The 12,741-nt window shown below is 66.4% G+C and carries 9 protein-coding genes; 8 read left to right on the top strand and 1 reads right to left on the bottom strand.

What is annotated here, in order from left to right; all coding sequences use genetic code 11:
- Positions 1-19: 19 nt before the first annotated feature.
- The 3 genes from pyk to IV112_RS15385 are packed head-to-tail and all read left to right on the top strand — an operon-like array spanning position 20 to position 3,462.
- Positions 20-1,468: a pyruvate kinase gene (gene pyk / locus IV112_RS15395; protein WP_304004776.1), complete on the top strand. Its 1,449-nt coding sequence runs from the start codon at positions 20-22 to the stop codon at positions 1,466-1,468.
- A gap of 17 nt (positions 1,469-1,485) precedes the next feature.
- Entirely contained in the window at positions 1,486-2,550 is a 1,065-nt protein-coding gene (fba, locus tag IV112_RS15390) for a class II fructose-bisphosphate aldolase (RefSeq protein WP_304004773.1), read from the top strand.
- A gap of 30 nt (positions 2,551-2,580) precedes the next feature.
- A complete protein-coding gene (locus IV112_RS15385) occupies positions 2,581-3,462 on the top strand; it encodes a phosphoribosylaminoimidazolesuccinocarboxamide synthase (protein ID WP_304004771.1) in 882 nt (293 codons plus the stop codon).
- 70 nt (positions 3,463-3,532) lie between these two features.
- Here the strand turns inward: IV112_RS15385 and IV112_RS15380 are convergent, their stop codons facing one another.
- Positions 3,533-6,220, bottom strand: a complete 2,688-nt coding sequence (locus IV112_RS15380; protein ID WP_304004768.1) for a PAS domain S-box protein — start codon at positions 6,218-6,220, stop codon at positions 3,533-3,535.
- Between the two features lie 227 nt (positions 6,221-6,447).
- Between IV112_RS15380 and IV112_RS15375 the strand changes: the two genes are divergently transcribed.
- The 5 genes from IV112_RS15375 to IV112_RS15355 all read left to right on the top strand — a co-directional run.
- Positions 6,448-8,355: a type IV pili methyl-accepting chemotaxis transducer N-terminal domain-containing protein gene (locus tag IV112_RS15375; RefSeq protein WP_304004765.1), complete on the top strand. Its 1,908-nt coding sequence runs from the start codon at positions 6,448-6,450 to the stop codon at positions 8,353-8,355.
- Complete coding sequence (locus IV112_RS15370; RefSeq protein ID WP_304004764.1) at positions 8,352-9,029, top strand: response regulator; 678 nt, start codon at positions 8,352-8,354, stop codon at positions 9,027-9,029. The genes IV112_RS15375 and IV112_RS15370 overlap by 4 nt, the downstream gene beginning before the upstream one ends.
- Before the next feature lie 519 nt (positions 9,030-9,548).
- Positions 9,549-10,796 carry an MFS transporter gene (locus IV112_RS15365; protein WP_304004761.1) on the top strand — a complete coding sequence of 416 codons (1,248 nt, stop codon included), beginning with the start codon at positions 9,549-9,551 and terminating at the stop codon, positions 10,794-10,796.
- A 22-nt stretch (positions 10,797-10,818) separates the two neighbouring features.
- A complete protein-coding gene (locus tag IV112_RS15360; protein ID WP_304004758.1) occupies positions 10,819-12,477 on the top strand; it encodes an MFS transporter in 1,659 nt (552 codons plus the stop codon).
- Positions 12,478-12,516: 39 nt separating this feature from the next.
- Positions 12,517-12,741, top strand: a 225-nt coding sequence (locus IV112_RS15355; RefSeq protein WP_304004757.1) for a hypothetical protein, incomplete at its 3' end; no start/stop codon positions are given.

The following is a 12,741-nucleotide window of genomic DNA, read 5'->3' as shown; positions in this document are numbered from 1 at the left end:
ACGAGGAGTCCGCCCAGCCATGCATCGCTTCACCAAAATCGTCGCCACACTCGGCCCCGCTTCCAGCGACCTGGCCACGCTCACCCGCCTGGTCGAGGCCGGGGTCGATGTCGTGCGGCTCAACTTTTCGCATGGCAAGGCGGACGACCACCGTGCGCGCGTCGAAACGCTGCACGCGGTCTGCGCCAAGGTCGGCCGCACGGTCGGCATCATGGCCGATCTGCAGGGCCCGAAGATCCGCGTCGGCAAGTTCGCCGGCAGCAAGGTGCTGCTGAAGGCCGGCCAGAAGTTCGTGTTCGACATCGAGTGCCAGCTCGGCGACGCCGACCATGTCGGTCTGGACTATCCGGAACTGGTAAACGATGTCGAACCGGGTGCCGTACTGCTGCTCGACGACGGTCGCATCGTGATGGACGTGAAGTCGGTCACCGACACGCAGATCCACTGCACGGTGCGCCACGGCGGCGAGCTGTCGAACAACAAGGGCATCAACCGCCAGGGCGGCGGCCTGTCGGCGCCAGCGCTGACCGCGAAGGACATGGAAGACATCAAGGTGGCGGCGTCGCTGAATGTCGACTTCGTCGCGGTGAGCTTCCCGAAGAGCGGCGCCGACATGAGGCAGGCGCGTGATCTGCTGCGCGCGGCCGGCTCCAACGCGCAACTGATCGCCAAGATCGAGCGCGTCGAGGCGATCCCCGCGCTCGAGGAGATTCTCGAAGCGTCGGACGGCGCCATGGTGGCGCGCGGCGACCTCGCGGTCGAAGTGGGCGACGCGGCCGTACCGGCGATGCAGAAGCGCATCATTCGCGTGTCGCGCGAAATGAACAAGCTGGTCATCACCGCCACGCAGATGATGGAATCGATGATCAGCAGCCCGGTGCCCACCCGCGCCGAAGTGTCGGACGTCGCCAACGCGGTGCTCGATGGCACCGACGCCGTCATGCTGTCGGCCGAAACCGCCTCCGGCCAGTACCCGGTCGAAACGGTCGAGGCGATGAGCCGCATCTGCATCGAAGCCGAGAAATCGGCCGAGGTGAAGCTGGATCAGGAATTCCTGCAGCGCGTATTCACCCGCATCGACCAGTCGATCGCGATGGCCGCACTGTTCTCGGCCTTCCACCTGAAAGTGAAGGCGATCGCCACGCTGACGCAGTCCGGCTCGACCTCGCTGTGGATGTCGCGCCTGAACAGCGGCGTGCCCATTTACGCGCTGACACCGGAAGTGCGCACCCGTTACAAGTTGTCGATGTACCGTGGCGTGACGCCGCTGATGATCAAGCTCGATCCGGACGCCGACCGCGACCGCATGCTGATCGACGCCGAGGCCGAACTGCTGCGCAGCGGTGCCGTGAAGGTCGGTGACCTCATCGTGCTGTCCTTCGGCGAGCCTATTGGCGTTCCGGGCGGTACCAATACACTGAAAATCGTCAAGGTCGGGGAGTATCGTCAACTCTCCACCGTAATCTGAACTCGCAGGAGAAACTCATGCCTCTGGTATCCATGCGCCAACTGCTCGACCACGCCGCCGAAAACGGCTACGGCCTGCCGGCATTCAACGTGAACAATCTCGAGCAGGTGCAGGCGGTGATGAGCGCCGCCGACGAAGTCGGCGCCCCGGTCATCCTGCAGGCCAGTGCCGGTGCCCGCAAGTACGCCGGCGAGAGCTTCATCAAGCACCTGATCCAGGCCGCGGTCGAAGCCTATCCGCACATCCCGCTGGTGATGCACCAGGATCACGGCCAGTCGCCGGCGATCTGTCAGGGCGCCATCGATCTGGGCTTCGGCTCGGTCATGATGGACGGCTCGCTGAAGGAAGACGGCAAGACCCCGGCCTCCTTCGACTACAACGTCGACGTCACCCGCCGCGTGGTCGACATGGCGCACAAGGTCGGCGTCACGGTCGAAGGCGAGCTGGGCTGCCTCGGCTCGCTCGAAACCGGCATGGCCGGCGAGGAAGACGGCCACGGCGCCGAAGGCAAGCTGGACCACTCGTCGCTGCTGACCGACCCGGAAGAAGCCGCCCAGTTCGTCAAGGCCACCCAGCTGGACGCGCTGGCCATCGCCATCGGCACCAGCCACGGCGCCTACAAGTTCACCCGCAAGCCGACCGGCGACATCCTGGCGATCTCGCGCGTCAAGGAAATCAACAAGCGCATCCCGAACACGCACCTGGTGATGCACGGTTCGTCGTCGGTGCCGCAGGACCTGCTGGCCATCATCAACCAGTACGGCGGCAAGATGAAGGAAACCTACGGCGTGCCGGTCGAGGAAATCCAGGAAGCGATCAAGTACGGCGTGCGCAAGATCAACATCGACACCGACATCCGCCTGGCGATGACCGGCGCGGTGCGCAAGTTCCTGGCCGAGAACCCGGACAAGTTCGACGCCCGCGAATGGCTGAAGCCGGCCCGCGAGGCGGCCAAGCTGATCTGCAAGGAACGTTATCTGCAGTTCGGTTGCGAAGGCCAGGGCAGCAAGATCAAGGCCATCCCGCTCGACGAGATCGCCCGCCAGTACGCCAGCGGCAAGCTGGCCCAGACCGTCAACTGATCCTTACCGAAGACCGCAACGAAGATCGAAATGGCCGACGCACTGTTCGAATCCAGCATCAAGAGCCTGCCGCTGATCGCCCGCGGCAAGGTCCGTGACATCTACGCGATCGACGACGAGAAGATGCTCATCGTCACCACCGATCGCCTGTCGGCGTTCGACGTCATCCTGCCCGACCCCATCCCGGGCAAGGGCAAGGTGCTGACGGCCGTTTCGAACTTCTGGTTCGGCAAGCTGGCCGGCGTATCGCCCAACCACCTGACCGGCATCGCGCCGGAGTCGGTGGTGACCGCGGACGAACGCGATCAGGTCGAAGGCCGTGCCATCGTCGTGCGGCGGCTCAAGCCGCTGCCGATCGAAGCGGTCGTGCGCGGCTACCTGATCGGTTCCGGCTGGGGCGACTACTCTCGCACCGGTTCCGTGTGCGGCGTGCAGTTGCCGCACGGTCTGCGCATGGCCTCGAAGCTGCCGTCGCCGATTTTCACGCCGGCCACCAAGGCGGCGGTGGGCGACCACGACGAGAACATCAGTTATGCCCAGACCGAAGCGCTGATCGGTGCCGCCATGGCGGCCAAGGTGCGCGACACCGCGATCGCGCTGTACAGCGCGGCCGCCGACTACGCGAAGAGCCGCGGCATCATCATCGCCGACACCAAGTTCGAGTTCGGCCTCGACGCGGACGGCAATCTGATCCTGATCGACGAGGCACTGACGCCGGATTCGTCGCGCTTCTGGCCGGCCGACCAGTACCAGGAAGGCAGCAATCCACCGTCCTTCGACAAGCAGTTCGTGCGCGACTACCTGGAAACGCTGGACTGGAACAAGACTGCGCCGGGCCCGCGCCTGCCGGCCGACATCATCCAGCGCACCGGCGACAAGTACCGTGAGGCGCTGACGCGGCTGATCGGCTGACCCGCCTTCCGCCCCGACACAACGGAGCGCTCCGCCCTGGCGGACCGCTCCGTTTTCGCTTCTGTCGTTCTCAGGTGCCGGTACGCGGTACCGTCCCGGTCCGTGCCGGTGCGTCGGCCGGCACGGCGTCCGCCTGATCGAACGGACGAAAGCCCGCCAGCGTGAAACGGAAGGTGGCGCCGCGCCCCGGCGCCGCCTCGACGCCGATGACGCCGCCGTGCCGCTCGACGATGCGCTTGACGATCGCGAGCCCCACCCCGGTGCCCGGAAACTCTTCCGCGCCATGCATGCGCTGGAACACGCCGAACAGGCGATCGGCGTAGGCCGGATCGAAGCCGACCCCATTGTCGCGCACGCAGATCGCCGCGATGCCGCGCCGGCTCTCGACGAACACCTCGACCCGCGGTTGCGGGCTGCGCGACGAGAACTTCAGCGCATTGCCTATCAGGTTAACGAACACCTGCCGCAGCATGGACGGGTCGCCGCTGGCATGCCCCAGCGGCGACAGTTCGACGCTGGCCGCCGGGTACTGTTCGGCCAGATCGGCGACGACATGGGCCGCCAGCGTATCCAGATTGATTTCGCTGTGCGCCATGTCGACGCGCGACACCCGCGAGAAATGCAGGATGTCGTCGATCAGCAGACCCATGCGCGTGGCGCCGCGCTGTATGCGCTCCAGCATGTCGCGCCCTTCGTCGTCCAGCGCCGCGCCGGCGTGCTCGGCCAGCAGGTGCGCGAAGCCGTTGATCGCCCGCAGCGGGCTGCGCAGATCGTGCGACACCGAGTATGAGAAGGCTTCCAGTTCGCTGTTTGCCTGCTCCAGCAACGTGGTGCGCTCGGCCACGCGGCGCTCCAGCGATTCGTTCAGTTCGCGCACCTGGCGCTCGGCGCGCGCCCGTTCGAGCGCCAGCTGGGCAATGTCGACCAGCCGCTCGATCACGTTCTCGTCCGCCCGCCCGGGCCGCCAGGCCTGCGGGTGCAGGATGATCAGTCCGCCCAGCACTGCGCCGTCCTGCGCCGCCAGCGGCAGCGCCCACAACGCACGCACGCCCTCGGCGGCGAACAGCGCACGACAGCCCTCGAGATCGGGCGACGCCTGAACATCCTCGCACAACAGCGGACGGCGCCCCGCCAGCGTTTCGAGAAGGCGCCCATCATGGTCGGCACCGGCCGGACTGCGGCGCAGCCAGTCCCCAAGCACAGTCGGCAGATTCGCACCAACCACATCGACCACGGCGCTCGTATTCGGTGTCAGCGTAAGCACCGCGCAGATCGAGTCCTCGTTGAGCAGGCCGGACACCAGCCGCGCAAAACGCGACATCACTTCGGTCAGCGGCATGGCGGCGGCGATCAGCGACAGCAGTTCGCGTTCGGCCACATCGACCTCTTCCAGCCGTTTGCGCAGTGTGATGTCGGCCACGGTGCCGACGACGCGGCTGCTGCGTCCGCTGGCGTCGCGCTGTGCGACGCCACGCAGCAGGAACCAGCGGTAACCGCCGTCGGCATGACGCATGCGCAGTTCCTGCTGGAAGTGATCGCTGCGCCCCTTCAGATGGCTGGCAACCATGGCCGACCAGGCCTTGCGGTCGTGCGGGTGAATGCCGGCGACGAACTCGCGCACGCGCATGCGGCGGCCACCCGCGTCGTAACCCATGATCTGCGACAGACGTGGCGACACATACATGCGGTCGCTGCCGGTGATCCACTCGGCCAGCCCCTCGTTCATGCCGCGCAGGGCCAGTGCGTAGCGCTGCTCGCTGGCGCGCAGCGCACGCTCGGCGCGAATGCGCGCGGTGAGATCGGAATAGGACGCCACCACGGCGTACGGCCGCTTGCTGCCGGCGTGGAACAGCGGCTGCGTGTTGACGGTCAGCCAGCGCATCTGACCGGACGCGCTCTCGGCACCGATCACCACGTCGCGCGCCGGCAGACCATCAGCCAGCGACCGGATGACCGGGTGCATGTCGCGCGCCAGCGACCGCCCCTGTTCATCGCACAGCGTGAATTCGTCGCCGCCGCCAGGCAGACCAGCGTGTGCCGCGTCGAGCCAGGCACAGGATTCGGCCGAGCGGTTGCTGGTCAGCACCCGGGCCTGCGCGTCGTAGAGCACGACCGCCTCCGACAGCGCACCGAGCAGCACGCGGAAACGCTCCTCGCTGGCGGCCAGCGAGCGCTCGGCCTGCTTGTGTCCGGTGATGTCGTGGCAGATGACCAGCAGTGCCGGCAGCCCCTGATGGGAAACCGGACGGGTGGCCGCCGACACCCAGCGCACCGAGCCATCACTGCGGCGCAGCGGCAGTTCGACGTCATCGGTGCCGCGCCCCTGCGCCAGCACTTCGACCACGCGCGATCTGTCCTCGGCGTTCTGGCAGAACTCCACGATGCTGCGACCGCACAGCGCATCGGCCGCCTCGTTGGCCATCGTGGCGAGCGCCGCATTGAGCTCGCGCATGCAGCCGTCGGGCAGCGAGCAGATGCAGGCGGGCATCGGCAAGTCGTGCAGCAGTTCGGCCGTATCGTCGGCCGGCACGGCCACAGGCTCGGCCGGCTGCGACGCCGACGCGGCACGTACCAGCCAGACGCCGCAGGCCACGCACCAGGCCAGCCAGCCGACCTGGGCCACCCAGGGGTGGTCGATCAGGACAAAGGCCCCGGGCACCCAGAGCGCCGCCACGCCAAGCGCCAGGCGCGCACGGAAGCGACCGGGTGTGCGGAGCGGGCCGAAAAAACCGGACAGGAGGCCTCTCGACAAGGTCATCCATTTCTCCAGGAGCAAACGACGAGCGGGGTTCTGGCTCGGGGCCGGCGTGCTGCGGCGCTGCTGCACGCACCGGAAGCGGCCGTCTTCGCACCTTCGAGTGGCGGGAAGTGGAGGCGTTCCGGTCTCGGGGATAGTACAAGGAAATAAGTACGCGGCAAGATCGCTTGACGTCGATCACGTCGTAGACCTCGAAATTCGCACGCACAGCCCCTAAACTCGGACACATGTCGAAACGAGAACACTGGGGACTGGGCGCCAAGCTGGCTGTTGCAGCGGCGCCGTTCGCCCTGCTCGCGCTGCTGTCGATCACGCTTACGCTGTGGATGTCCTGGCAGCTCGACGGCGGCGCAGCTGCCGTCAACGAGGCCGGTCGCATGCGCATGCAGGCCTACCGGATGTCGCTGCTGGTCGCCACCGGCGAACGCGAAGCGCTGCCGCACGCGCGACGCGAATTCGACCGCAGCCTTGAACTGCTGCATGCCGGCGACCCCGAACGCCCGCTGTTCATGCCGCTGGACAACGACATCCGGCGCAGCTTCGATCAGGTACGCGGCGACTGGCGTATCTACAGCGAGCGCTGGCTCGACGCTGCACCACGCGGCACCGACGGTCTGCGCGACGACACCGCGCGCTTCACCGGGCGCATCGATGCGCTGGTGGCCGGCATCGAGAACCACATGTCGCACTGGACGGCGCTGCTCAACCTGCTGCAACTCGCAACGATGGCGCTGGCGGTGATCGGTGCGGCCGTCCTGCTCTACATCGGCTATCTGTTCGTTCTCGAACCGGTGGGTCAGCTCAAGCAAGCGCTGGAACGGATACAGCAGGGCGATCTGGGTGCCCGCGTCGAACGCGGCAGCAGCGACGAGTTCGGCACGCTGGCCGACGGCTTCAACGACATGGCGGAACAGATACAGGCCATGTACCGCAATCTCGAAGCGAAGGTGACGAGCAAGACGGCCGAGCTGCAGGAGAAGCGCGAGCGGCTGGAGGCACTGTACGAAGTGACCTCGCTGATCGCCACCGCCCGCTCGCTGGAAGAACTGGCGCGCGGCTTCGTTGGTTACGTCGCGCGCGCCGTGCACGCCGACGGCGTCGCGCTGCGCTGGTCCGACGAATCGAACCAGCGCTATCTGCTGCTCGCTTCGCAGGGGCTGCCCGCCTACATGACCGACGGCGAACGCTGCCTGAAGGCGGACGAATGCCATTGCGGCGCGCCGAACGCCCCGCCCTACGCCCGCGTCATTCCGATCCGTACGATGGGTGGCGAGGCACTGCAATACTGCGGCGAAGCGGGCTTCGAAACCCTGGTGTCGGTTCCGGTCCGCCTGAAGGACAGGCTGATGGGCGAGGTCGACCTGTTCTTCCATGCCAACGTCGAACTGTCGGCGCCCACGCGTTCGCTGCTCGAAGCGCTGGCGACGCATCTGGCCAGCGGCATGGAAAACCTGCGCCTGAACGCGCTGCAGAACGAGGCTGCGGTATCGCAGGAACGCAACTTCCTGGCCAGCGAACTGCACGACTCGATCGCACAATCGCTGGCTTTCATGAAGATGCAGGTCGAAATGATGCGCGAGGCGCTGGCCACGCACGACGAAGCCAGTGCGCGCACCATGCTGGACGAACTCGATGCCGGCCTGCGCGAAAGTTCGGGCGACGTGCGCGAACTGCTGCTGCACTTCCGGACGCGCGCCAATTCCGAGGACATCGAAGCCGCCCTGCTGTCGACGCTGCGCAAGTTCGAGCACCAGAGCGGCGTACGCGCCTCGCTGGCGATGCGCGACCACGGTCTGCCGCTGTTGCCGGACGTGCAGATACAGGTGCTGCACATCGTCCAGGAAGCCCTGTCGAACGTACGCAAGCACGCGCGCGCCAGCCATGTCTGGCTCGACGTGCAGCAGCAGCCGCAGTGGCGCTTCGAAGTGCGCGACGACGGTCGCGGCTTTTCCACCGACGGCCGACCACCGGACGAAACCCACGTCGGCCTGCGCATCATGACTGAACGCGCCGCACGGATAGGCGCCCGCATCGAGGTGTTCTCGACCCCCGGCCGCGGTACCTCGGTGGTGCTGACGCTGCCGGCCAGCGACCCCACACTGCTCGACCTCCAGCCCATGCAGGCGGCCTCATGAACAGCACGCACAGCGACGCACCGATCCGCATCCTGCTGGTCGATGACCACACCCTGTTCCGTCGTGGCCTCACCGCGCTGCTGTCGCGCGACCCGATGCTGCAGATCGTCGGCGACGCTGCCGACGCCGGCGAAGCGCAACGGCGGGCACAGGCCCTGCAGCCCGATGTCATCCTGCTCGACAACCACCTGCCCGGCGTCAATGGCGTCGACGCGCTGCCGGCGCTGCGCGAAGCGGCCCCACAGGCACGCCTGATCATGCTCACCATCAGCGAGGACGGCGAGGATCTGGCCGCCGCGCTGCGCGCCGGCGCCAGCGGCTACCTGCTGAAGACGATGGAGGGCGAAGCGCTGTCGCGGGCCATCCACCGCGCCGTGCGCGGCGAACCGGTGGTGGCCGACGAAATGACCGGCAAGCTGGTCGAGGTCTATCGACAGGCGGCGGCACCGGTGGCGCCTGCTGCAGCGTCCGCGCCACAGAGCGGCGCATTGTCGCCGCGCGAAACCGACATCCTGCGCGGTATCGCCCGCGGTGACAGCAACAAGGTGATCGCCCGCGACCTCGGCATTGCAGAAACCACGGTGAAGATCCACGTGCAGCACATCCTGCGCAAGCTGGGCGTCGCCTCGCGCGTGCAGGTCGCCGTCATCGCGGTGGAACGCGGCCTGATCTGACATCCGCACCGCGGCCACCGCATCCGTCGCCAACTTCATGCGCAATTCCTGTGCGAGGGGCCGACGTCGCAACGCGGCGGCTGCAGTCCGCGTTCTTTGATCCGGCCCCGCTGTCGCGTTCAGAAGACCGCGGCCGCAGAATCCCGCCCGGGCGACCGGTCCAGGCGTACGCCCTGTAGGAGCGGTCCTCTGACCGCGACGCGGCGGTCGCAGGCCACCGGCTTCGATACCGGTTGCTGTCGCGATCGGACGCCCGCTCCCACGGGAATCCAGCTCCTGCGACCGCTCAGGCGCGCCTCCTCTGAGCACGAGGGGTCAAGGCGCCTGCGCGACACCTTCCAGCGTCCGCGTATTGACCCTGGTCAACCCTCGTCCAACCGGACGATGCAGTAGTTCTTCAGAACTACACGAAGGCCCCGGCCATCGTTCTTCCGCACTCTCGGCGCGCTACCACCGAAGGATGCCGCCGTACTGCCCCGCTCCCTAAGATCGCCTCAGTCTTAAAGGGAGGATTCCGTCATGACCAGGAAAGGGCAGGCACTGTCGGTGCTGATCGTCAGCACCCTGGCGTTCACCGTGTGTTTCATGGTGTGGATGATGTTCGGCGTGATCGGCATACCGATCAAGAAAGCGCTCGATCTCAATGCCACCCAGTTCGGTCTGCTGACCGCCACGCCGGTGCTCACCGGCTCGCTGGTGCGGGTGCCGCTGGGCATCTGGACCGACAAGTACGGCGGTCGAATCGTGATGACGCTGCTGATGGCGGCCACCGTGCCGGCGATCTGGATGATGAGCTATGCCACCGAGTACTGGCATTTCCTCGTCATCGGCCTGTTCGTCGGCCTGGCTGGCGGTTCGTTCTCGGTCGGCACGCCCTACGTCGCGCGCTGGTTCCCGAAGGCGCAGCAGGGCTTCGCGATGGGCGTGTATGGCGCCGGCAACTCGGGCGCAGCAGTCAACAAGTTCGTCGCACCGGCCCTGCTGGTCGCCTTCGGCTGGACCATGGTGCCGCAGGTGTACGCCGCCATCATGCTCGGCACCGTCATCATCTTCTGGCTGTTCAGCCACAGCGACCCGGCCCACCTGGTGCCGAGCAACGTGCGCTTCGTCGACCAGCTGAAGGCGCTGAAGGACCCGCGCGTGCTGAAGTACTGCCAGTACTACAGCATCGTGTTCGGCGGCTATGTCGCGCTCAGCCTGTGGATGGTGCAGTACTACGTCGGCGAGTACGGCCTCGACATCCGCGCCGCCGCGCTGCTGGCCGCCTGTTTCTCGCTGCCTGGCGGCGTACTGCGCGCCATCGGCGGCTGGCTGTCCGACAAGTACGGCGCGCACAGCGTCACCTGGTGGGTGCTGTGGGTGAGCTGGATCTGCCTCTTCCTGCTGAGCTATCCGCAGACGCAATTCACCGTCGTCACCATCAACGGCGAACAGACCTTCCACATCGGCCTGAACGTCTATGCCTTCACCGGCCTGATGTTCGTCCTCGGCATCGCCTGGGCCTTCGGCAAGGCCAGCGTGTTCAAGTACATCAGCAACGACTACCCGGCCAACATCGGCACCATCAGCGGCATCGTCGGTCTGGCCGGCGGCCTCGGCGGCTTCGTGCTGCCCATCATGTTCGGTGCCCTGGTCGATCTCACCGGCATACGCTCCAGCGCCTTCATGCTGATGTACGGCGTGGTGTGGGTGTCGCTGATCTGGATGTACTTCACCGAAGTCCGCCGCACCCCGCTGATGGACGGCACGTCCGCAGCCCAGTCCTGAACCGGACACCACGGAGATCATCATGAACGCAAGTACACACGCCGGCACACGTCCGGTACAGGGCGCCCCCCGCGGCCCCGATGTCGAGGACTGGCGGCCGGAGGACGATGCCTTCTGGGAATCGACCGGCAAGAAGATCGCCTACCGCAACCTGTGGATCTCGATTCCCGCGCTGCTGTGCGGATTCGCGGTCTGGGGCATGTGGGGCATCATCACCGTGCAGATGCTCAACCTGGGCTTCCCCTTCACCCAGGCCGAGCTGTTCACGCTGACCGCCATCGCCGGCATCTCCGGCGCCACGATGCGCATCCCGGCCTCCTTCCTGATCCGGCTGGCCGGTGGCCGCAACACCATCTTCCTGACCACGGCCATGCTGCTGGCGCCGGCCATCGGCACCGGCATCGCGCTGCAGCACACCGACTGGCCGCTGTGGGTGTTCCAGCTGATGGCGCTGTGGTGCGGCGTCGGCGGCGGCAACTTCGCCAGTTCGATGTCCAACATCAGCACCTTCTTCCCGAAGCGACTGCAGGGCACCGCACTGGGCCTCAACGCCGGCCTCGGCAACTTCGGCGTGACGACGATGCAGATCGTCATCCCGCTGGTGATGACCGTGCCGCTGCTCGGCGCCTTCGGCGGTGAGCCGATGACGCTGATGAAGGACAGCGGCTGGATCTTCGGCAAGATCGCCGCCGGCACGCCGACCTGGATACAGAACGCCGGCTTCGCCTGGGTGCTGTCGCTGGTGCCACTGTCCATCCTGTGCTGGTTCGGCATGAACAACCTGAAGGCCGTGTCGCCCGACACCGGCAACCCCATCGTCGCCTTCTCGAAGATCACCTATCTGTACACGCTGGCCTTCGTACCGGCGATCTTCATGCTCTATCTGTACCTGCCGGCGCCGACCGGTCTGGGCCTGCTGAACATGTGGGTGGCGATTCCGCTGGACATCATCATGGCGCTGACCGTGATGAAGCTGGCCGCCTTCGGCCCGATGCGCGAAGGCGTGACGCGGCAGTTCAGGATATTCAGCGACAAGCACACCTGGTCGATGACCATCCTCTACATCGTCACCTTCGGTTCCTTCATCGGCTTCTCGATGGCGCTGCCGCTGGCGATGAAGGTGATCTTCGGCGTCAGCCACGTGCCCGATGCCAATGGCGTCATGCAGCACACGCTGCCGAACCCGAACGCGCCCACCGTACTGGCCTTCGCCTGGATCGGCCCCTTCGTCGGCGCCGCGGTGCGCCCGATCGGTGGCTGGATTTCCGACAAGTGGGGCGGTTCCATCGTCACGCAGATCATCTCGCTGGTGATGGTGGCCGCGTCGGTGGCGGTCGGCTACGTGATGAAACTGGCCTACAGCTCCGCCACGCCCGAGCAGTACTTCCCGATGTTCCTCGGCCTGTTCATCGTGCTGTTCTTTGCCAGCGGCATCGGCAATGGCTCGACCTTCCGCACCATCGGCGTCATTTTCGATCGCCAGCAGGCCGGCCCCGTGCTGGGCTGGACGTCGGCAGTCGCCGCCTACGGCGCCTTCATCGCACCGGTGGTCATCGGTGCGCAGATCAAGGCCGGCACACCCGAGCTCGCGATGTACGGCTTCGCCGCGTTCTACGCGATCTGCCTGTTCATCAACTGGTGGTTCTACCTGCGCCGCAACGCCTACGTGAAGAACCCCTGACCCCATGCCCCCGCCGAGCCCCGCAACAGGAGAGCACACATGAGCCACTTTCTCGACCGACTGACCCACTTCTCCGCTCCGAAGGAAAGCTTCTCGGGCGACCACGGCATCGCCACCGGCGAGGACCGCAGCTGGGAGGACGCCTACCGCGACCGCTGGGCGCACGACAAGATCGTGCGTTCCACCCACGGCGTGAACTGCACGGGTTCCTGCTCGTGGAAGATCTACGTCAAGGGCGGCATCGTCACCTGGGAAACCCAGCAG

Source organism: Methyloversatilis discipulorum (assembly GCF_018780585.1).
Taxonomy (GTDB): domain Bacteria; phylum Pseudomonadota; class Gammaproteobacteria; order Burkholderiales; family Rhodocyclaceae; genus Methyloversatilis; species Methyloversatilis discipulorum_B.
Note: the sequence above shows the minus strand (reverse complement) of the source record. Positions and strands in the feature narration are given on the sequence as shown.